Genomic DNA, 20,449 nt, shown 5'->3' with positions numbered 1-20,449 from the left:
CCGCCGGCGCTGCGGCGACGGATTTCTCCGGTCCCCGCAGCAGGATCGAGACCGACATCAGGCCGACAATCGCGACCACGATCACCGCCCCCGTCGGCAAATCGAAGGCCGCCGAGGCCAGCAGGCCGATGACATAGCCTGCGACGGCCACACCATAGGCAATGGCGAGCCCGAAGCGGTCGGGCCAGAAGCGGGCGGCCAGGGCCGGGGCGATCAGCGTCGCGAAGACGAGATAGATGCCGACCAGTTGCACGGACTGGGTCACGACCAGGGCGAACAGGGCGTAGAAGCCGAACCGGCCGATACGGTCACGCGCCAGGAACCAGACCGCCAACACGACGGCGTACATCGCCGCGACGGGCCAGAGACTGTCGATCGAGACCCAGAGGATCTGACCGACCAGCAAGTCCTTGAGATGCTCGCCGCCATGGGGATTATTGGCGAGTAGCAAGAGCTCGACACTGGCGGCGAAGACGAACAGCACACCGATCAGCGCTTCCTGCACGGACGGCCAGCGTCTCTCGGTCCAGCGTAGGAGCAAGGCGGCGAGCAAGGCGGCGGCGACCGCCGAGACCTGCACCGTCCAGCCGGCCCCGTCGAAGCCGAAGGCGGCCGCGGCCGTCACGCCGAGCCCTGCGACCTGGGCAATCGCCAGATCGATGAAGACAATGCCCCGGGCCAGCACCTGACGGCCCATCGGCACATGCGTCGAGATGACCAGGAGCCCGGCGATAAAGGCCGGGAATAACAGGCTGAGTTCCAGCGCGCCCATGCCAGCTACTCCTGTGCCGCAGCGGCCAGAAGCCGGCGCAGGGTTTCGTCATACAGGCTGAAAAGATCATCGGCCGCATCATTGCCGCCGACCGTAAAGGGCAGTTCGACGGCCGGGATGTTCAGCCGCTCGGCGATGAAATGGGTCGGTCGGTCATCCTCATAGGCGGCCCGGATCACCATCCGCGCCGGCTGGTTCTGCAGCGTGCTGACCACTTCGGCCAGATGTCCGCTCGAGGGCGGCACGCCCGGCTGGGATTCCAGCACAGCGATCCGGTCAAGGCCGAGCCAGTCTTCCAGATAGACCCAGCTTTGATGCTGGGTCACCACGGGAATGCCGCGCAGGGGGACCGCCTCGGCCTCCCAGCGCAGCAGGGCCGCATCCCAACGCTCGAGAAAATCGTCAAGCCGGGCCTGATAAACGCCCGCATTGGCCGGATCGAGCTCGATGAAGCGCTGGGCCAGGGCCCGGGCCACGAGGGCGATATTGTTCGGATTGGTCTGGATGTGCGGATTGCCCGGTGCATGGACATCGCCTTGCGAGCGATCGACTGAACTGGGCACTTCCAGCATGGTGACGACGCTGGTCGCCTCGAAATAGCCCGGCTGACCTTCGGCGATATTGCGATTGGCCGCCTGGCGCACGACTTGTGGCAACCAGCCGATCTCCAGCGTCGCGCCGGTGCAGATCAGGATATCGGCACGGCGGGCGCGGGAGATCAAGGACGGCCGTGCCTGGATATGATGGGGATCCTGGCCGCCCGTCGTGGCGGTGTAGATGTCGACATGATCGCCGCCGATTTCCTCCGACAGGGCGCCCCATTCCGGTTCGCAGGCGAAGACCCGCAGATCGGCGAAGGCCGGAACTGAAACAGACAGGCTGAGGGCAACCGCCATCGCGGCACCGGGAATGAAGTTTTTCATGATCACGGGTTCCAGTCCTCAATAGCGGTGGGCGCTGTGCGGCCCATAAATCACGGTGTATTGCAGCCGGAACTCATCATTCGCGACCGGGCCGGTTTCATCGCGGGTGAATTGCGCCCGCAAACGCCCGAACTCGCTGGTGTCGAATTCGAGCAATGCCGTCGCGGCCCAGGGGTCAATCCCGCCAGCATCAAGAACACTGCCAGCCAGGGCCGCCGGCACGCTGTCCGGGGTCAGCGCGGCATAGCGCAGACCGACACTCCAGCGGCGGCGGAATTGATATACGCCCTGGGCATACCAGCCGCTGCGATCAAGATTGATCGGAACCGCATCATATTCGCCCTCCATCGTGTCGAAGAAATACTCCCCCGACAGGGTCAGGTTCCGCTCGCTGCGATTGCCGCCCGGGGCCCATTTATAGACCAGGGACACAATGCCGAGGGTCTCGTCGCCGGTGAACAGGCTGCCATCAATATCGCGGTCATCGGAGCCGGCATTCATGTAGGAAGCCGAGGCAAGCCAGCTGGAGCTGTCGCCAATATCACCACCGGTCCGGACCCAGACCGCCTGGGTGCCCGTGCCGCCATTGGCCGCACCGCCGGCCGGGAAGCTGTCGCCCTTGTAGAGCTCGGCGCCGAACTCGACATATTGGTCGAGCGGGGCGAGCCAGCGCAGCTGCACCCCGTCATCGCCATACTGCCCACCGAGCAGGGCGCGATAGGGCAAGGGCTGGTCGGAGAAGGACCAGTTATGGCCGTGCACTTCGTTGAGATAACCAATGCCGGAGAATAGCCGGCCACCACGCAGGGTGACGCCGCCGCCCAGGGCTGTGGTCTGGATATAGGCTTCCTCGACCTCGGCCTCCCCCTCCGGGGTCAGGGCAAAGGTCAGATTGCCATACAGCGACGGGTCGATATTCGCGGTCAGGACGATCTCGGACTCACCGAGATTGAAACCGCGCTCCGGACGCCCGGCTTCCTCGTCGAGGACAAAGCCCGACACGCCGGCCCCATCGGGATCCTCGCTACTGGCGGCATATTGGCCGTTCAGGACAACGGAAATGCCCGGATTGAAGGCATTGTCAGCGGTCCGGCTGGCGCTGGAAACCGGCATGGCCCGGGGCGCCACTGTCGCGGCCGGCGGAATAGCGGCGACCGCCGTGCGGGCGGAATTGGCCGTCGCCTCGGCATTGGCGGCGCGGGCTTCCGCTTCGGCAAGCCGGGTTTCAAGGTCCGAAATCCGGGATTGATACTCGCTGCGCATCGCGTCGATCTCGGCGCGGATGGAGGACAGATCATCATCAGCGAAGGCCGGGCTGGCAATACTCGTGAGGCCGGCTAGCGCGGCCGCATTCAACAAATGTCTCATGGACATACTCCATCGAAAGCTGGGAAAGGCCGTCACCGCCCGGCAAGGGCGATGCGGCGGATCGGCAGTCAGGTGTGGAGTAAAAGCGGAGGGCCGCGCACCCGCCAGCCGCCATCTGGCGCCGCGCGCGCAAGGGGCTGGTGGAGAACCGCGCGTGCCACACTGGCAACCGTGAAGGCTACCGACAGGCCGGTCTGGGCCGGGGGCAGAATCGAATCTGACCCGATGGAGGAATGACAAAGCTTGCATTGCGCCGCCGGGGCCGAACTGCCCGGCAGTGGCGCATCGGAACCGGACTGTGCCGTCAGGCTGATATGGGCCGGCTCGAACTCCTGATAATGCGCATTGCGGTGCGCCATGGCCGCAGCGCCTTGCAGACTCATCAGCATGACGACAACCAGGCCAAGGCCCAGCCGCCGCCAGTCGGGCCTGAATGCCCGATTGCGATGATGATTCTGATAGGTGCGCATGGGCTTCCGGGACTCCCTCAGCGGCAGCATGTCGATGAGACGCTATAACGTCACCTTAAATTGCGGTAAGTGACGTATTGCCTCAGGCGCCTGTTGCACCCCGTTTGCCCCCCGACTGCCCCTCACCACGCGGCGCCTCCTGGCCGGCGGCGAAGCCGAGCAGGAATTGCTGCACACCCCGCCGGATATTGGCGAGGCTATAGCCGCCCTCCTGCATGATCAGCGTCCTGTATCCCTGCCGGCCGATCGCCTCGGCAATGCGGTGCATGCCGTCCGGCGTGATGAAGAAATTGCCGGTCGGGTCGCCCTTCATGATGTCGACGCCGAGGCTGACGACCAGATAGTCCGGCGCGAACGCCCTGATGCGTCTCAGCGCACGGCCGAGCACGGTGAGATAGCCGGCATCATCGACGCCGGGCCGGATCGGATAATTGCGGTTGAAACCAAGCCCCGCATCGCGGCCGCGCTCATCCTCGAAACCGGCGAAAAAGGGATAGCAATCCTCCGGATGGCCGTGGATCGAGACGGTGAGGACATCCTCGCGCTCGTAGAAAATGTCCTGGGTGCCATTGCCGTGGTGATGGTCGATATCGAGCACGGCGATGCGGGCCGGCTTCGCCACCTTGCCGGCGGCCTTGCCCTGGCCCGACAGATGATGCGCGGCAATCGCGGCATTGTTGAAATAGCAGAAGCCGCCAAAGGCCCGCCGCTCGGCATGATGGCCCGGCGGGCGCACCACGACATAGGCCCAGCCTGTCTTGCCGTCCTTGATGAGTTTGGCACCTGTGAGCGCTGCATCGACGGCGCGGCGCGCGGCGGGATAGACGGCCCGCGTCAGCGGCGTTGAGGTATCGATACAGAAATACCCCGCCCGCATCTCGAAATTGCGCGGCAGGCGGTCGGCCTGGCGGATCGGAAAAATCTCCGGATAGACGATGCGCCCCTCGGGAATGCGCGTCGCGGTCTCCTCGAGAAATTTCACCATGCGGTGATCATGTACCTCGAGAATATGCTCCAGCCCCCAGCGGCCGGCCGCGTGATCATTGACCGGCAGGCCCTCCAGCGCCTTGCGCACGGCGGCGACGCGGGCCGGGCGCTCATAATAGCCCTTGAAGGGCGAGTGCTCGATCGATGGCGCTTCATCGGCGGTGATCACGACATCAATCGGCCGCGCCAGAACGGGCAATCTCTTCGGCCGCAGATTGGTGTATTGCGGCGGCCGGATCCGCACCGGCTCGTCCTGGATCGAGGCCAGCAGCTCGACCAGAACCGGATCGTCGGCGGCCATCCCGTTCTTCGCCTGCATGATGCGCGAGACCACGGCTTTCAGCGTCCGGCGGTGCAGCGGTTTCTCGTCGCCCATGCCATCATAGAGCAGCATATTGGCGTCACCGAGATTGGACCGGGTGACGAAGCGCTCATAGCCGGTGCCCTGCACCGGCCGCGCACCGAGGCGTTCATAAAAAGCCATGCGGCGGCGGCCATCGGCGAGGAGTTCGTGCTCATTGAGCAAGTCGGCCTCATCCGGCAGGCTGTCGAGGAAAAGCCGCTTTGAGCCGCGCTTGCGCTGATCCTCGCGCGTCATCTCGTAGAGCGCCCCGCCAATCCCGCGCGAGGCGCGCGCCGGATCGCTGGCGATATAGTCGAGATAAGACGCCTTGATATCGGCAAAAAAGAATGTGACGGAGAAGCCGAGCACCTTGCCGGCCTTCGTGGCGCACAGCAGAATGACCTCGCAATCGGGCGGGTATTCTCCGGCGGAGTAATGGGCAATCTTGTCGATGTAACTCGAATTGAACGGGAAGGCTTTCAGGAAGACATCCTGTATCCCTTCCAGATGGCGCTGATAGTCCGGATCAATCCCCGCTATCACCCGCACGAATTTCAGCATTTTACGTGTTCCGCATCGCCAAAGGCCAGACCGATACTCAACGGCGCCCCGCAAGCGGAAACATCCCGATCGGCCTGTCGGGCAAGGTGATTTCCCCTGTGCCCGTCACTGGAGTCTCAAATCGCATGACACAAAGCAAGCCCGAAATTTCGCGCCGCTACGACCTCTTCCCCACGCCGGTCATGACCTGGGAGCATGAAACCCCCGATCTCAATGCCGCGCTGAAGCAGGCCCTGGTCGATGACCCCTTCTATCGCAGCGCCGACCAGGCCCAGAAATCCGACTCGATCAATCTGTGCGACCTCGCCGGCACCGTTCCCGCCTTCAGGCAATTGGAGACGCTGGCGCTGGCCGATCTGACCGAATATTGCCGCCAGATCGGCTGGATCGGCGAATTCGATGTCGAGATGCAGATGTTCGCCAATGTCTCGGCGGCGCGCCATTATGTGCCCTCACACAATCACGTCGCCCACATCGCCTCGGTCTATTATGTCGCCACCACTCCGACCGACAAGCCGGTTCTGGAAGCCCAGTCGGCGATGCAGAATTACTGGCAGCCGGCCGAGGGCGCGCTGATCCTGCATGATCCGCGTTTCAACGCCTCGCTGATGGGCGGCTGGCAATTCCACGCCCATGTCCATCCGCGCCCGGGCCTGATGATCATGTTCCCGGCCTTCGTCTGGCATGAGGTCGTGCCGCATTTCCAGCCGGAACCACGCCTGTCGATCGCGGTCAATTTCACCCTCACCTATCGCAATATCGACCAGGCGCAGAAGCTCACCCGGCTGACCGTCGATCCGGCCTGAACCGGCGGCCCACGCCGTCATGGATTGTCCCGCCCGACATTATGTCATAGTGTCTGCCACAATATTGATCGCAGACAGATGACGGAACGGAAAAGCCATGCGGGCGAGAACAAGCGGAATCCTGGCCGGGCTGGGCCTGATCGGCTCGGTGATGGCGGCACCGGCACTGCTGGCGCAGCCGGCTGCGGCCGGGCCGGCGGAGCGTCCGAATTTCGTCCTGGTCCTCGTCGATGACGCCGCCTTCATGGATTTCGGCATTTATGGCGGCGAAGCCCGCACCCCGGTGATCGACCGGCTGGCGCGGCGCGGCATGATCTTCTCCAATTACCATTCCTCGCCGCTATGCGCGCCGTCGCGGGCGATGCTTCTGACCGGGCTCGACAACCACCGCACCGGCCTGGCGACCATTCCCGAAGTCCTGCCACCGGAACATCGCGGCCAGCCGGGCTATGGCATGAGCCTGGAACCCGGCGTCGTCACCGTCGCCGACCGGCTGCAGGCCGCCGGCTATCGCACCTATATGACCGGCAAATGGCATCTCGGGCATGGCGAGGGCGATCTGCCGGACGCGCACGGTTTCGACCACTCCTTCGTGCTCGACGCCTCCGGCGCCGATAACTGGGAAGAAAAACCCTATATGCCCTTCTACCGGACCGCCGACTGGTTCGAGGATGGCAGGCGCGCGCATTTGCCGGACGAATTCTATTCCTCCGAATTCCTGGTCGACCGGATGATCGATTATATCGAGGCCGATGCCGGCAGCGCCGATCCCTTCTTCGCCTATCTTGCCTTCCAGGCGATTCACATCCCGATCCAGGCGCCGGCCGAATTCACCGGGAATTATCACGAGACTTACAGCCAGGGATGGGAAGCCTTGCGGCAGGCTCGCGCCAGGCGAGCGGTAGAGTTGGGGCTGGTTTCCGCGACAACATCCATCATGCCGCTGCCGGAGCGCATGCGGGCCTGGTCGGACCTGTCCGAAGCGGACCAGGCCCTGTATGCGCGCTCTATGGCGGTCAATGCCGGCATGCTCGAAGCGATGGATCACCATCTCGGACGCCTGGTCGAACACCTTGAAACAACAGGACAATTCGATAATACGGTGTTCATCGTCACCTCCGACAATGGTCCCGAGCCCAGCCATCCGGTCGGCGAACCCGGTTTCGGCACATGGATGAATTTGCACGGCTATAGTCGCGAATTGGAAAATCTAGGGGAAACAGGTAGTTACGCCTTTATCGGCCCGGAGTGGGCGATGGCCGCAGCGGCCCCGTTCAACCTGTTCAAATTCTACGCCTCGGAGGGCGGATTGCGCGTCCCCTTCCTGATCACCGGTCCGGGCATTGCCAGCGGGCAGCACAGCCAGGCTGCGGGCTATGTCACTGACGTAACACCGACAATCCTCGACCTCGCGGGCCTGTCAGAGATGACAGGTGACGTCACAGGCCGCAGCCTGCGTGCCGTCATAAGCGGTGAAGCCGATACCGCCTATACACCTGATGATGCAGTGGGTTTCGAAGTCTCGGGCAATTCTGCCCTGTTCCGCGGCGAGTACAAACTGGTCCGCACCATGCCGCCCTGGGGCGATGGAAACTGGCAATTATTCAATCTGGCCGTCGATCCCGGCGAAACCTTCGACCTCGCCCCCGGCCAACCAGCGCTGGCCGCAGCCATGCTCGAAGACTACACCGCTTATGCTGAAGCCAATGGTGTGCTCGACCTGCCCGAGGGCTATGACGTCCACGACCAGATCTCGATCAATGCCACGATGCGGCAGCTCGAGTTTTATCGCTGGCAATTGGTGCTTATTACCCTGTTGATCCTGGGTCTGGGCGGTTTCGGCCTTTCCCGGGCGATCAGGTTCTGGCGCCGCCGCTAACCGGCCCTGCATCCGGTCCGGCATCGAGCACCGCCAAGGCAGCAGCCAGCATGACGCGCGCCGCTGTGTCCGGGGGCAGATCCTGGTCGGACCGCAAACGGCGCCAGAAGTCGAAACAGGTCACCGCCGACAAGGCTTCAGCCGTGACGGTATCAAGCGCCCGATCGGGATTGACCGCGGACTCGAGCCGTTCGCGCTCCATCGCCACCAGAAAGGCATGGTCGCCCGCGAGGACGCCGGAGCGATGGCGGTAAGCCTCGGCGGCGAGGCGAAAGGGGGTCATGTCCTCGAACATGGAGGCCCGGTTCTTCACCAGCCGGACGAGGCGCTCGCGCCGGTCAGTCGTCGACAGGTCCAGCGTTGCGCGCGGCAGGAATTCATCACGCAGGGCGATGACGACTTCGCGATTGAGCGATTCCATATCCTGAAAACACCGGAATACGGTCCGTGGACTGACCTTGGCCCGCTCGGCCACCGCCTGGGCGCTCGGCGAAACAACTCCCGAGCGGATCAGTTCAAGAAAGGCCGTCACGATCCGCGCCCGATTATCGGAGCGACGGCGCGTTCGTCCGTCGCCCGCCGGAGCGATGCTGGAGTCCCTTGTTTCGGTCACACGGCCCTCTTCATCTTCCAGCGCCCGAGCAACAGGACAATCAACAGGCCGGAATCAAGGGCGAAAAGCGGAAGGGCGGACAGCCCGCCCGTATCGACGACCATTCCGATAATCCGGCCGACCAGCAGGAGCAGGGCCCAGACTACAGGGATGTCCAGCTTGCTGCCATCACCCGCAAGCGCCGCCCGCCCCGCGAGCGCACCGATCACAAGCAGTGAAGCCCCCGCATCGCCGCGCATGAAATTCAGCCCGACAGCACCATCAGCGCGCAATCCGAGCGGCGCCATGACCAGGTCCGGAACGAGCAGGAAGGCCGCGCCCAGACCGAGAAGCACAAGTGCGGCCAGCGCCGTTGCGGTCCGAAGGATTATTTGCATGAAATTTCCCCAAATCTTGATTGCACCCATCGGCAAACAATTGACGCATAGTGTGACATATCCTACCGTCACTCGAAATCACCGGCCTTGTCAAATGCCGGACTGGGGAGCCCGGCATGATCGAACTCTATACTTCCGCTACGCCGAATGGCTGGAAAGCCTCCGTCACCCTGGAGGAGTTGGGCCTGCCCTACGAGGTGCACGCGACAGACCTGATGCAGGGCGAGCAGAAGACGCCGGCATTCCTGGCGATGAATCCGAATGGGCGGATACCGGTGATCCGCGATCGCGAAGCCGATGACTTCGTCGTTTTCGAGAGCGGCGCGATCATGATCTATCTCGCCGAGAAAGCCGGACGCCTCCTGCCCTCCGACGCCAAGGGGCGCTCGCGCGTCATCCAGTGGCTGATGTTCCAGATGGGCGGTCTTGGCCCGATGATGGGCCAGGCGAATGTCTTCTACCGCTACATGCCCGAGAAGATCGATATCGCCATCAAGCGCTATCAGGGCGAGACGGCCCGCCTGCTTTCCGTACTCGATCACCGGCTGGCCGGGCACGAATATCTGGCTGGCGAATACTCGATCGCGGACATCGCCAACTGGTGCTGGGCCCGTACGGCGTCCTGGTCCGGGGTCGAACTGGAACCCTATGAACATTTGCGACGTTGGATTGGCCAGATCGCCGAACGCCCCGCCGCCCAGCTCGGCATCAAGGTGCCCTATGATCTGGCTGAAATGCTGGCCAAAACGAAGGGCGAAGAAGCCGGCAGCGCCGCGGAGCGTTTCGCCAAGAGCGCCCGCAGTATCGTCAATACGGGCGAAGACGGGAATTAGGCAATGAAAATGAGGCTCTGGATAATCCTTGCGGTTGTCGCCGGCATACTGGCAATCGGGTATGGCGCTTATGCAAAATACGGAATCGGCCTTCCCGGCATGATCGACCGCCTGCGCGACCCGATCCTGGCCACCCAGCCCGTTGTCTGGGAACAGGGCCCGGCCACGCCCGCCGCCGCTGATCGCCAGCCCAATATCATCGTCATCCTGTTGGACGATCTCGGCATCAACGACATTTCGACCTTTGGAGGCGGCGTCGCCGGCGGGTTGCTGCAAACGCCCAATATCGACGCGCTCGCCGCGCGCGGCGCCATTTTTACCAATGGTTATGCCGGCAATGCGACCTGCGCGCCGTCGCGCGCCGCCATTATGACGGGCCGGTTTGCGACCCGGTTCGGCTTCGAATTCACGCCCGCGCCCGTGCCATTTCATCGTCTGCTCGGCTCATTCGACTTCGGCCCTCACCCGGCAGTCTATCATTCCGAGCGCGAGAGCGAGGCCATTCCGCTGAACGAACAAGGGCTGCCAACAAGCGAAATCACCATGGCCGAGCTACTGCACGATCAGGGCTACCGCACCCTGTTCTTCGGCAAATGGCATCTGGGCGGGGCCGAAGAATTCCGTCCGCAAAACCAGGGCTTCGACGAATGGCTGGGCTTCATGCCCGGAGCAGCGCTCTTCATGGACGTCAATCATCCTGATGTGGTCAATGCGGTCGCCGATTTCGATCCGATCGACCGCTTCCTGTGGCCCAATCTGAACTTCGCCGTGCGCCATAATGGCGGCCAGCGCTTTCACCCGGATCGCTATATGACCGATTATCTGGCGGAGCAGGCCGTGGCCTCCATCGAGGCGAATGCGAACCGGCCCTTCTTCATGTATTTCGCGCTCAATGCGCCGCATACGCCGCTGCAGGCCCTGCGCTCGGACTATGACGCACTTGCGCAGATCGAGGATGAACGCCTGCGCGTCTATGCCGCCATGATCCGCGCGGCCGACCGCGCTGTGGGCGAGATCGTCGCCTCGCTCGAAGAGCAGGGCATTGCCGATAACACGCTGATCGTTTTCTCCAGCGATAATGGCGGCGCCAGCTATGTTGGCTTCCCGGACATCAACGCCCCCTATCGTGGCTGGAAAGCGACCTTCTTCGAAGGCGGGATCCGGGTCCCGATGTTCGTCAGCTGGCCGGCCCGTATCGCAGCGGGGAGCATCGTCGATTCTCCCGCTGCGCACGTCGATATTTTCGCCACAGCAGCCGCCGCAGCCGGTGCACCGATCCCGCAGGATCGTGCGATGGACGGGATCGACATGATCGAGCTTATCGACGCCGCCGGAACCGCACCGCCGGAGCGCGACCTGTTTTGGCGCTCGGATCGTTACCGAGTCTTGCTGCGCGACGGCTGGAAGCTGCAGATATCCGAACTGCCGCCGAGAACCTGGCTGTTCAATCTCGAAGATGACCCGACCGAACAGTTCAATCTGGCGAGCAGCGAGCCGGATCGCCTGGCAGCCATGACTTCGGCGCTCAATGCGATCGATGCGGTGCAGGCCGGTCCGATCTGGCCGAGCCTCGTCGCCCCGCCAGTCTATATCGACCACAATATTCTCGAGCCGCGTTCGGTGGACGATGAATATATCCACTGGGCGAATTAAGGGATGGGGATGCGGGTCTGGCTGAGACGGCAGTTTTATCGCGCCCTGACGAGCCCCGCCCGCCGCGAGGCGCGGCGCCGGCGCGCCGAAGCCAAGCGCATACGCCGCCATGAGCCGCACCGTGTTCACTATTTTCACCGCCCGGGCGACCCTGCCTGCGCCTTGATGGCGCCATTGGCGGCGGACCTCTGCAATCGTTTCGATATCGAATTGACCCTCCATCTCACCGGTCTGCCCGCTGCGGACGTCAATCCGGACCCGGAACGCCTGCCAGGCTGCGCCCGGCGCGACACGGCGGCCCTGGCGGAACATTTCGGCCTGAGCTTCACCGATCCCGGCGAACCACCGGCGCGCGGGCTTGAAAACCGGGCGGCCGCCATCATCGCTTCGGCTCTGGCCCGCGGCGAAGCCCTGCAGGCCGCAATAGAGACCGGTGAAGCCCTCTGGCGTGGCGATGAGGCGGCGATGGCGGACGCGGCCGCCCGCTTTGGCGAAACCAGTCCGGAAGCCGCCATGAAAGCGGCGGAGCAGGGCTCGGCCCTGCGCGACGACCTCGGCCATTTCCAGAGTGCCACACTCTATTATGGTGGTGAGTGGTATTGGAGCGCCGACCGGCTGCACTATCTGGAAACCCGGCTGGCCGGGCTCGGCGCCGGGTTATCCGATGCGGCACCGCCGCCGCTCGTACCGCCCTTGCTGGAGAGCGAGTCGAGCGGTGATAGCGACGGCGCCGTGCTGGAAATCTACCCCTCACTGCGCAGCCCATATACCTATCTGGCGATGGAGCGTGCCTTCGCGCTCGCCGACCGCTGGCAGGCCAGGGTAGAAATCCGCTTCGTCCTGCCCATGGTGATGCGCAGCCTGCCCGTCCCCCGGCGCAAGGGAAAATATTTCCTGCTCGACGCCAAGCGCGAGGCCGAACGCCTCGGTCTGCCTTTCGGAAATACATGCGACCCGCTCGGGCCACCGACCGAGCGCGGCCTGGCGGTGCTCCACCATGCCATGGCACAGGACAAGGGCCGCGCCTTCCTGACCAGTTTCCTGCGGGGCGTATGGGCCGAAGGCGTCGACGCCGGGTCCGATCGCGGCCTTCGCCTCCTTGCGGAACGCGCCGGACTGGACTGGTCAACAGCCAAGGCGGCCCTCGCCGATGAGAGCTGGCGCGCAGTCGCGGAGACTAATCGCCATCGCTTGCTGGAGCTGGGCCTGTGGGGAGTGCCGTCCTTCCACACCGGCGATGTGTCGGTCTGGGGCCAGGACCGCCTCTGGCGCATCGAACAAGCGCTATCTGCCCAGTCCAAGGGCATCGCATCATGACATGCCAGGGATTGTGAATGTGATGAAACGCGTCCTCTTCGGGATTCTGGGCCTCGCCCTCCTCGCCACCGCGCTGGGCGTCGTGTTCCAGACATACCTGGCGCGCGCCCTCTATGAGCGCCGCGTCGACCGCCAGATGTCGCTCGAACGGCTGAGTGAATTACCCGCCGGTCTCCACCTCGCCTTTTGCGGCACCGGCTCTCCCCTGCCCGATCCGTCGCGCGCACCAAGCTGCGCCGTCGTGATTGCGGGAGACCGCTTATTCGTCGTCGATTCCGGCGCCGGATCGGCCGGCAATCTCCTGTTGATGGGGATCCCCGCCGGACAGATCGAAGCTGTTTTGCTGACGCATTTTCACTCCGACCATATTGGCGGGCTTGGCGATCTCGCGCTGCAACGCTGGATCGGGCTGGGACACACCGAACCGCTGCCCGTCATGGGACCGCAGGGTGTCGAGACAATCATTGCCGGCTTCAATCAAGCCTATGCGATGGATGCCACCTATCGGACCGGCCATCATGGCGAGGCGATCGCGCCACCCTCGGGCTTTGGCATGGAGGCCCAGGCCTTTGAGATTGCGGGGTCTGACCAGACCGCGCCAGTGAAATTGCTCGAAAATGGCGGGCTGACGATCTGGGCCGTCGCCGTCGACCATGCGCCGGCGAGCCCCGCGGTGGCCTATCGCTTCGACTACCAGGGGCGCTCCCTGGTCATGAGCGGCGACCTCGCCGCTGACACCTCGCCGGGTTTCCAGGCGCTCGCGGCCGGAGCCGACCTGCTGGTGATTGAAGCGCTGCAGCCGCGCCTGCTCGATATCATCAATGATGGCGCGCGCAGGCGCGGAAATGAGCGGCTCGATACGATCATGGTCGATATCCGCGACTACCACACCACACCGGAGCAGGCTGCGGCCGCCGCCAGCGCTGCCCAGGCGCAGACGCTGGTGCTCAATCACATCGTGCCCGCCCTGCCAAGCCGAAGCCTCCACCCCGCCTTCCTGGGGAATGCGGCTACCGCCTTCACCGGTCCGATCCGGATCGCCGAGGACGGCATGGTTGTCAGCCTCGTGGCGGGCGGCGATGACGCCACCTTCCTGTCCTGGCGTTGAGCGAATGAGGGGATCATCATGAAGAGATGGGCCTTTGGTGCCGCCGCGGGAATGATCGCCGTGGGCGGGCTCACGGCGGGCTACCGGATGTATGGCCGCGACACGGCATCCGCTCCCGCGATAATCCGGCATTGCGGTGCGGCCACCGCTGATCAACGCATCTGGGTGGCAGGCGGACGCTATCAGATCGGCGCGGCACCGCGCTATCGCGAAGAGACCGGGCCGCAAATGGTCGAGACCAGCGGCTTCTGGATCGACCGGCATGAAGTGACCAATGCCCAGTTCGCGCGCTTCGTCGCGGCCACCGGCTATCGCACCATCGCCGAACAGACGCCCGACCCGGCCGCCTATCCCGACCTCGACCCTGCGGCGCTGGTGGCCGGCTCCGCCGTGTTCGGGGTCAGCGCCGGTCAGGGCTATTGGTGGAGTTTCGTCCCGGGCGCTTCCTGGCAGGCTCCCTATGGTCCGGGCAGCTCGATCGAGGGGCAGGATGACTATCCGGTTGTTCATATCGCCTATGCCGATGCTGCGGCCTATGCCGGCTGGGCCGGCGGCGAATTGCCAACGGAAGCCGAATGGGAAATCGCCGCCCGGGCCGGGCAGGCCGGCGCCGAGTTCGAATGGGGCGATGAATTCCGCCCCGGCGGCCAATGGCGCGCCAATAGCTGGCAAGGCCCCTTTCCGGCGATCGACACCGGTGATGACGGTTTTGCAGGCCTGGCCCCGATCGGCTGTTATGAAGCCAATGAGCTCGGCCTGGTCGATATGACGGGCAATGTCTGGGAGTGGACCGCCAGCCCGTTCAGCGCCGACCCCGCGACCGGCACGATACGCGGCGGCTCCTATCTCTGCGCGCCGAATTTCTGCGCCCGCTTTCGTCCTGCTGCCCGGCAGGCCCAGGAATGGGATTTCTCCGCCTCGCATATTGGCTTTCGCACCATCAGCCGCGATCCGGGGCCTGGCGAGCCATGAACAAACACCAACGGGCCCGGGCTACGAGAAGCCGGGCTTGAATTCTGAGTCGGCAGAGCGCCAAACTGAGGGGTGCTCACTCCAACGGTCACAGACGTCAAAGCGAATACGGGAAAGCCTCCATGGCCAATGCCAGACGACCAAGCGGCGAAGCACGGGAAAGCGCCATCATTGCCGCGGCCACAGCGATCTATCTGGAAAGCGGCTATGCCGGTGCCAAGATGTCGGAGATCGCAAAACGTGCGGGGATCGCCGAAGGCACGCTCTATCTCTATTTCCGCAACAAGCATGCGCTGATGCTGGGCGTGGTTGCCGAACACTGGTCAGAGCTGACCCGCGGCGCCCATGCGAGCCTGCGAGACCAGCGCGGCTATTTCGAGCGCGTCGAAGCGCTGGCGCGCTATCACCTGACCAGCATGATCGGCAAGTGGAAGCTGATCGAACTCGGCTTCTCCATCCGCTACCAGCCGGGCATCAAGATCGGCGATGATCTCGACTTCAAGCGCGCCTATACGGCGGTGTTCGACGAATTGATCGAGAGCGGCATTGCCGTCGGCCATATCCAGCCCAAAGCCGAGATATGGTTCATGCGCGACCAATTTTACGGCACGCTGGAATATGCCGCCCGCACGATCATGCTTCACGGCGCTCGCAAGCCCGATATGGATCTGGCGATTGAGCAATTGATGTACAGTTTCAAACGCAGCTATGCAGATGCTGGAACCGTGCCCGCAGCCGACCGGATCACGGCTCTGTCCGACCGGCTGGAAACCGCCGTGTCGCGACTCGAGGCGCTGGCCAGCCGCGATGCAGACGGCGCCTGAGCGCCCGCTTCGCTATTCACCGGATGAGCCGTCCGCCGCGGCCATCGACTGAAACATCGCCTCGCGCTTCTCCATCCGTGCCGTCAGGGCTTCGCCGACCTCGGCTGGCGAGAACATGCCGGCATTCCAGTCGGCAATGAAGCGCAAGCCATCGGCCAGGGCAGCATCGCGGGCATTCTGAAGGCTGCGCTTGATACCCACCGTCATCAGGGGCGACTTGCTGGCAATCGTCCTGGCGATCTCGGCTGCCCGCGCACGGCATGCCGCATCATCGGCCTCGATCGACGAAACCAGACCATAGCGCGCCGCTTCTGCTGCCGGCATACGCCGGCCTGTCAGCGCCATATCGCACATCACGCCATAGGGCAGTGCGTGAACACCCCGCTGCAAACTGCCGAGATCGGCGACGATGGCGATATTGGTTTCCTCAATGCCGAAACTGGCATTTTCCGAACAAACCCGGATATCGCAGGCCAGAACCAGGTCCAGCCCGCCGCCGAGACAGGCCCCCTGAATGGCGGCAACCACGGCGAAATTGGCCTGCTCCAGCTTGGTCAGCGTCTCCTGAAGCACAAGGAGATTGGCGCGGAACTGGAAGCGGTCATGCGCAGAATCGCTCTTGCCGAGCGATGTGAACGCATCGGTATCCATGCCCGAGCAGAAATGCCGCCCTTCGGATTCGATGAGCAAGACACGCGTCTGACCGGCCTGGTTGAGCGCATCAATCGCTGCCGGAAAATCGCGCCAGAAGGCCGACCCCAGCGCATTGGCCCGCTCGGGGCGCGTCAGGGTCAGGCGGGCAATCGCTCCATCCTGCACAATCGAAAAAGCGTCGGTCATTCAATCCCCTCGACTGGGCCCTGGAACAGGTCGGGGCTTCGCCGCCAGAGCATAGCAGCCAAGCATGCCAGATGTGAAACCCCGGGGGCAGACCGGGACCCGGGCGCCGGGCCTCGCGACGAAATCCGGGACCAACCGCATCCTAGGCGGCGCACGACGTCACAGATCAGACCGAATGAACTGGCCTCACCGGAACGCCCCTATCCCGCGGCTTTATTGCGTGGTGTGAACACAATTCGATCAACAATATTGATTGATTCGTGAAACTGAGTTTAGCTCATATGATGACAGACACACCTTTCAAATGACCGAAAAACAACCGCACGACAGGCTCGCAACCGCCGCTCGAGATGGCAGGGAGTTCCGATGACCCAGAAATCGATCCGCATCGGAGGCGCCAGCGGCTATTGGGGTGATAGCGCGATGTCCGTGCCGCAATTGCTGGCTGGCGGCGCGCTCGACTATCTCGTCTTCGATTATCTCGCGGAAATTACCATGTCGATCCTCGCGCGTGCCCGCGCCCGTGACCCTGCGGCCGGCTATGCGGCCGACTTCGTTACGGCGGCCCTGGCCCCCAATCTCGCCGCCATCGCTGCCCGGGGTGTGCGGGTCATTTCCAATGCCGGCGGCGTCAATCCGGCGGCTTGCGGTGCCGCCGTCCGCGCCTTGATCGAGAAAGCCGGGCTTGATCTGAAAGTCGCTGTGATCACGGGCGACGACCTCTTGCCTCGCGCAGAAGAACTGACCCGGGGAGGGCTGACGGAAATGTTCACAGCCGAGGCTTTCCCGCCGCTCGACAGGATTGCCAGTCTCAACGCCTATCTCGGCGCTTTCCCGATAGCGGCCGCGCTCGATGCTGGTGCCGACATTGTCATCACCGGCCGCTGCGTCGACAGCGCAGTTACGCTGGGCGCCTGCATCCATGAATTTGGCTGGTCCCGTGAGGATTATGACAGGCTGGCGAGCGGCAGTCTGGCAGGCCATGTGCTGGAATGCGGACCACAGGCAACCGGCGGCAATTTCACGGATTGGGAGAGCGTCGCCAGGATTGACGAGATCGGTTATCCGATCGCCGAAATCACGCCCGATGGCCGCTTCACCGTCAGCAAGCCTGCCGGGACCGGCGGTTGCGTCACGGTCGGCACGGTGTCCGAGCAGATGCTCTACGAGATTGGCGACCCGCAGGATTATGCCCTGCCGGATGTGCGATGCGATTTCTCCCGGGTGACGATCGTGCAGGCAGGTCCGGACCAGGTTGTCATCAGCGGTGCCCGCGGTGGACCTCCGCCGGAACAATACAAGGCCAGCCTGACCTGGCAGGATGGCTGGCGCGCGGGCCTCTATCTGAGCTTTTACGGACTGGACGCCAGCCGCAAGGCGCAAGCCTTCGCCGATGCGGCCCTTGCCCGCGCCGGAGCGATCTTGCGCAAGCTGAACGCCCCGCCCTTCAGCGAAACCAGCACAGAAATCCTCGGCAGTGACAGCCAGTTCGGGGCCTTTGGCGAAACCAGGAACGCGCGCGAAGTCGTGCTCAAACTCGCGGCCAAGCATGCCGATGCCGCCGGTGCGGGCTTGCTGCTCCGCGAGTCTGCCGGGCTGGGGCTGGCATCGCCGCCCGGGCTTTCGGGTTTTCAGGGCGGGCGGCCGAAACCCTCACCCGTCACCCGGCTCTTCTCCTGCCTATGCCCGCGGGAGGTGGTCGATATCGGCATCGAGCTGGACGGCAAACCGCTCGACTATGCCGAGCCTCCAATCGCGAAAAACCAGTCATCTGGCCCCGTGAGACCAGAGCCCCCCGCCAAACCCGACATCGCGTCAGGCACGGTCCAAGTGCCGCTGATCGCGCTGGCCTGGGGACGCTCCGGCGACAAGGGAAACCGCGCCAATATCGGCATCATCGCCCGCGATCCGGCCACTCTGCCGGCTATCTGGCACGGCCTGAGCACGGACACCGTGAGAGAGCGCTTTGCGCATTTCCTCGAAGGTCCGGTCGAGCGCTTCTATCTGCCGGGTAGCCACGCCATCAATTTCCTGCTGCATGATGTGCTCGGTGGCGGCGGCATAGCCAGCCTGCGCAATGACCCCCAAGGCAAGGGCTATGCCCAGATCCTGCTGGCGACCCCGATCGAAATCCCGGTCGCGCTGGCGCAGCGGCTGAACCTCACAGAGGCCATGGCATGACGCATTTCCACTCCCAGATCGATCCCGCCCGGCCGGATTTTGCGCAGAACCGCGCCGACATGCTGGCCCTGATCGACCGGCTGGAAACCCTCAATGGCCGCGCGGCTACTGCCTCGGAACGCCGGCGCGAACGGTTCGAAAAACGGGGACAACTTACCCCGCGCGACCGGCTCGCCCGCCTGCTCGATCCGGGCATGCCCTTCCTGGCGATCGGCAATCTCGCCGGCTATATGGTCGACACCCAGGACGAGGCCAAATCCATTCCCGGCTCGACCCTGATCGCCGGTATTGGCTATGTCTCGGGCGTGCGCTGCGTCGTCACGGTCGATGATAGCGGCATCCGCGCCGGGGCGATCATGGCGGGCAGCGGCTACAAGCTGCGCCGCGCCGAAGAGATCGCCCTGCAACAGAAACTGCCCTTCATCCATCTGGTTGAGAGCGCCGGCGGCGATTTGCTGAATTATGATGTCGGCAGTTTCGCCTTCGGCGGCGCCCTGTTCGCCAATCTCGCACGTCTGTCCAAGGCCGGCATTCCGACCATCGCCATCCTGCACGGCTCCTCCACCGCCGGCGGCGCCTATATGCCGGGCCTCTCTGACCATGTCGTCGCCGTGAAGGAACGCGGCAAGGCCTTCCTCGCCGGTCCGCCCCTGCTCAAGGCGGCGACTGGCGAGATCGCGACGGATGAGGAATTGGGCGGGGCCGAAATGCATAGCCAGACCTCAGGCCTGGTGGAATATCTGGCCGCCAGCGACGACGAAGCTGTCGCCATGGTGCGCGAGCTGGTCGGCCGCTTCGACTGGAACGCCACTTGCGCTGAAAGACGGCAGGTCACATTCGACGAGCCCAGGCTCGATATTGGCGAACTGGCCGGTATCGTGCCCGTCGATTATCACAAGCCCTATGATGTCCGCGAGGTCGTCGCGCGGGTTGTGGACGGGTCTGATTTCTCCGATTTCAAACCGGCTTTCGGTGCCTCAACGGTCTGCCTGCAAGCCTCCATCTATGGCTATCCATGCGGGATAATCGGCAATAATGGCCCGATCGATCCGCAGGGGGCCAACAAGGCCGCGCAATTCATCCAGCTCTGTGACCAGGCCGGTACGCCGTTGATCTTCCTGCAGAATACCACGGGCTATCTGGTCGGGCGCGAATACGAGCAGGCCGGCATGATCAAGCACGGGTCCAAGATGATCCAGGCGGTGACCAATGCCTCGGTGCCGCGCATCACGCTGATGATCGGGGCGAGTTATGGTGCCGGCAATTACGGCATGTGCGGGCGCGGTTTCGATCCGGATTTCCTCTTCTCCTGGCCCAATGCCTCAATGGGTGTGATGGGCGGTGAACAGGCGGCGACGGTGATGGGCATTGTCGCCGAGGAGGCTGCCCAGACACGCGGTTTCGACCTCGACCCGGCGATGATGGCCGAGCAATCGAAACAGCTGGCAGACCATTTCAACCGCCAGTCGGACGCCTTCTACACCTCGGGCCATATGCTCGATGACGGCATGATCGACCCGCGCGACACCCGCAAGGCGCTCGGCTTCATGCTGAGCACGGTCTGGGAAGCGGCGCATCGCACCTTGCGGCCCAATAGTTTTGGCGTGGCGAGGCTGTGAAAC

The 20,449-nt window shown here is 63.8% G+C and carries 18 protein-coding genes; 10 read left to right on the top strand and 8 right to left on the bottom strand.

Annotated features, from left to right (window positions below):
- From AAC023_RS01645 to AAC023_RS01625, 5 genes are all read right to left on the bottom strand, one after another.
- The coding region (locus AAC023_RS01645; RefSeq protein WP_339737443.1) for a metal ABC transporter permease at nt 1-772 on the bottom strand (772 nt) is incomplete at its 3' end.
- A gap of 5 nt (nt 773-777) precedes the next feature.
- The gene (locus AAC023_RS01640; RefSeq protein ID WP_339737441.1) at nt 778-1,695 is read right to left on the bottom strand and encodes a zinc ABC transporter substrate-binding protein; all 918 of its coding nucleotides are present in this window, start codon (nt 1,693-1,695) and stop codon (nt 778-780) included.
- Between the two features lie 18 nt (nt 1,696-1,713).
- Nucleotides 1,714-3,063, bottom strand: a complete 1,350-nt coding sequence (locus tag AAC023_RS01635; protein ID WP_339737439.1) for a hypothetical protein — start codon at nt 3,061-3,063, stop codon at nt 1,714-1,716.
- A gap of 68 nt (nt 3,064-3,131) precedes the next feature.
- The gene (locus tag AAC023_RS01630) at nt 3,132-3,533 is read right to left on the bottom strand and encodes a hypothetical protein (protein ID WP_339737437.1); all 402 of its coding nucleotides are present in this window, start codon (nt 3,531-3,533) and stop codon (nt 3,132-3,134) included.
- An 82-nt stretch (nt 3,534-3,615) separates the two neighbouring features.
- Nucleotides 3,616-5,424, bottom strand: a complete 1,809-nt coding sequence (locus AAC023_RS01625) for a hypothetical protein (protein ID WP_339737435.1) — start codon at nt 5,422-5,424, stop codon at nt 3,616-3,618.
- 125 nt (nt 5,425-5,549) lie between these two features.
- Between AAC023_RS01625 and AAC023_RS01620 the strand changes: the two genes are divergently transcribed.
- Together AAC023_RS01620 and AAC023_RS01615 are read left to right on the top strand one after the other, a co-directional pair.
- Nucleotides 5,550-6,230, top strand: coding sequence for a putative 2OG-Fe(II) oxygenase (locus AAC023_RS01620; protein ID WP_339737433.1), 681 nt, complete (start codon nt 5,550-5,552; stop codon nt 6,228-6,230).
- Nucleotides 6,231-6,327: 97 nt separating this feature from the next.
- Entirely contained in the window at nt 6,328-8,109 is a 1,782-nt protein-coding gene (locus AAC023_RS01615; RefSeq protein WP_339737431.1) for an arylsulfatase, read from the top strand.
- Here the strand turns inward: AAC023_RS01615 and AAC023_RS01610 are convergent.
- Together AAC023_RS01610 and AAC023_RS01605 are read right to left on the bottom strand one after the other, a co-directional pair.
- Nucleotides 8,087-8,641: a hypothetical protein gene (locus AAC023_RS01610; RefSeq protein WP_339737429.1), complete on the bottom strand. Its 555-nt coding sequence runs from the start codon at nt 8,639-8,641 to the stop codon at nt 8,087-8,089. The genes AAC023_RS01615 and AAC023_RS01610 overlap by 23 nt on opposite strands.
- Before the next feature lie 77 nt (nt 8,642-8,718).
- Nucleotides 8,719-9,099, bottom strand: coding sequence for a hypothetical protein (locus tag AAC023_RS01605; protein ID WP_339737427.1), 381 nt, complete (start codon nt 9,097-9,099; stop codon nt 8,719-8,721).
- Nucleotides 9,100-9,215: 116 nt separating this feature from the next.
- On the opposite strand from AAC023_RS01605, the gene AAC023_RS01600 reads away from it, so the two are divergent.
- The 6 genes from AAC023_RS01600 to AAC023_RS01575 all read left to right on the top strand — a co-directional run bounded on the left by AAC023_RS01600 (nt 9,216) and on the right by AAC023_RS01575 (nt 15,806).
- Nucleotides 9,216-9,932 carry a glutathione S-transferase N-terminal domain-containing protein gene (locus AAC023_RS01600; RefSeq protein ID WP_339737425.1) on the top strand — a complete coding sequence of 239 codons (717 nt, stop codon included), beginning with the start codon at nt 9,216-9,218 and terminating at the stop codon, nt 9,930-9,932.
- A 3-nt stretch (nt 9,933-9,935) separates the two neighbouring features.
- Complete coding sequence (locus tag AAC023_RS01595) at nt 9,936-11,585, top strand: sulfatase-like hydrolase/transferase (protein ID WP_339737423.1); 1,650 nt, start codon at nt 9,936-9,938, stop codon at nt 11,583-11,585.
- Nucleotides 11,586-11,594: 9 nt separating this feature from the next.
- Entirely contained in the window at nt 11,595-12,902 is a 1,308-nt protein-coding gene (locus tag AAC023_RS01590; RefSeq protein WP_339737421.1) for a DsbA family protein, read from the top strand.
- A 22-nt stretch (nt 12,903-12,924) separates the two neighbouring features.
- Nucleotides 12,925-14,010 (top strand): MBL fold metallo-hydrolase, encoded by a 1,086-nt coding sequence (locus tag AAC023_RS01585; protein WP_339737419.1) that lies wholly within the window; start codon nt 12,925-12,927, stop codon nt 14,008-14,010.
- A gap of 18 nt (nt 14,011-14,028) precedes the next feature.
- Nucleotides 14,029-14,982, top strand: a complete 954-nt coding sequence (locus tag AAC023_RS01580) for an SUMF1/EgtB/PvdO family nonheme iron enzyme (RefSeq protein ID WP_339737417.1) — start codon at nt 14,029-14,031, stop codon at nt 14,980-14,982.
- Nucleotides 14,983-15,104: 122 nt separating this feature from the next.
- Entirely contained in the window at nt 15,105-15,806 is a 702-nt protein-coding gene (locus tag AAC023_RS01575) for a TetR/AcrR family transcriptional regulator (protein WP_339737415.1), read from the top strand.
- Nucleotides 15,807-15,818: 12 nt separating this feature from the next.
- On the opposite strand, the gene AAC023_RS01570 is transcribed toward AAC023_RS01575, so the two are convergent.
- Nucleotides 15,819-16,646: an enoyl-CoA hydratase-related protein gene (locus AAC023_RS01570; RefSeq protein WP_339737413.1), complete on the bottom strand. Its 828-nt coding sequence runs from the start codon at nt 16,644-16,646 to the stop codon at nt 15,819-15,821.
- Between the two features lie 366 nt (nt 16,647-17,012).
- Between AAC023_RS01570 and AAC023_RS01565 the strand changes: the two genes are divergently transcribed.
- Complete coding sequence (locus AAC023_RS01565; protein WP_339737411.1) at nt 17,013-18,827, top strand: acyclic terpene utilization AtuA family protein; 1,815 nt, start codon at nt 17,013-17,015, stop codon at nt 18,825-18,827.
- Nucleotides 18,824-20,446 carry a carboxyl transferase domain-containing protein gene (locus AAC023_RS01560; protein WP_339737409.1) on the top strand — a complete coding sequence of 541 codons (1,623 nt, stop codon included), beginning with the start codon at nt 18,824-18,826 and terminating at the stop codon, nt 20,444-20,446. The genes AAC023_RS01565 and AAC023_RS01560 overlap by 4 nt, the downstream gene beginning before the upstream one ends.
- The last annotated feature ends 3 nt before the right edge of the window (nt 20,447-20,449 follow it).

It is taken from the genome of uncultured Maricaulis sp. (genome assembly GCF_963976135.1).
GTDB lineage: Bacteria > Pseudomonadota > Alphaproteobacteria > Caulobacterales > Maricaulaceae > Maricaulis.
The sequence above is the reverse complement of the archived record's forward strand: the minus strand, read 5'-3'. Positions and strand labels throughout refer to the sequence as shown.

Coding starts and splice junctions, on each gene's coding strand:
- AAC023_RS01625 (WP_339737435.1), bottom strand. CDS start 5,424: ATGCTGAAATTCGTGCGGGTGATAGCGGGGATTGATCCGGACTATCAG.
- AAC023_RS01565 (WP_339737411.1), top strand. CDS start 17,013: ATGACCCAGAAATCGATCCGCATCGGAGGCGCCAGCGGCTATTGGGGT.
- AAC023_RS01635 (WP_339737439.1), bottom strand. CDS start 3,063: ATGAGACATTTGTTGAATGCGGCCGCGCTAGCCGGCCTCACGAGTATT.
- AAC023_RS01630 (WP_339737437.1), bottom strand. CDS start 3,533: ATGCGCACCTATCAGAATCATCATCGCAATCGGGCATTCAGGCCCGAC.
- AAC023_RS01620 (WP_339737433.1), top strand. CDS start 5,550: ATGACACAAAGCAAGCCCGAAATTTCGCGCCGCTACGACCTCTTCCCC.
- AAC023_RS01560 (WP_339737409.1), top strand. CDS start 18,824: ATGACGCATTTCCACTCCCAGATCGATCCCGCCCGGCCGGATTTTGCG.
- AAC023_RS01595 (WP_339737423.1), top strand. CDS start 9,936: ATGAAAATGAGGCTCTGGATAATCCTTGCGGTTGTCGCCGGCATACTG.
- AAC023_RS01600 (WP_339737425.1), top strand. CDS start 9,216: ATGATCGAACTCTATACTTCCGCTACGCCGAATGGCTGGAAAGCCTCC.
- AAC023_RS01570 (WP_339737413.1), bottom strand. CDS start 16,646: ATGACCGACGCTTTTTCGATTGTGCAGGATGGAGCGATTGCCCGCCTG.
- AAC023_RS01615 (WP_339737431.1), top strand. CDS start 6,328: ATGCGGGCGAGAACAAGCGGAATCCTGGCCGGGCTGGGCCTGATCGGC.
- AAC023_RS01590 (WP_339737421.1), top strand. CDS start 11,595: ATGCGGGTCTGGCTGAGACGGCAGTTTTATCGCGCCCTGACGAGCCCC.
- AAC023_RS01605 (WP_339737427.1), bottom strand. CDS start 9,099: ATGCAAATAATCCTTCGGACCGCAACGGCGCTGGCCGCACTTGTGCTT.
- AAC023_RS01640 (WP_339737441.1), bottom strand. CDS start 1,695: ATGAAAAACTTCATTCCCGGTGCCGCGATGGCGGTTGCCCTCAGCCTG.
- AAC023_RS01575 (WP_339737415.1), top strand. CDS start 15,105: ATGGCCAATGCCAGACGACCAAGCGGCGAAGCACGGGAAAGCGCCATC.
- AAC023_RS01580 (WP_339737417.1), top strand. CDS start 14,029: ATGAAGAGATGGGCCTTTGGTGCCGCCGCGGGAATGATCGCCGTGGGC.
- AAC023_RS01585 (WP_339737419.1), top strand. CDS start 12,925: ATGAAACGCGTCCTCTTCGGGATTCTGGGCCTCGCCCTCCTCGCCACC.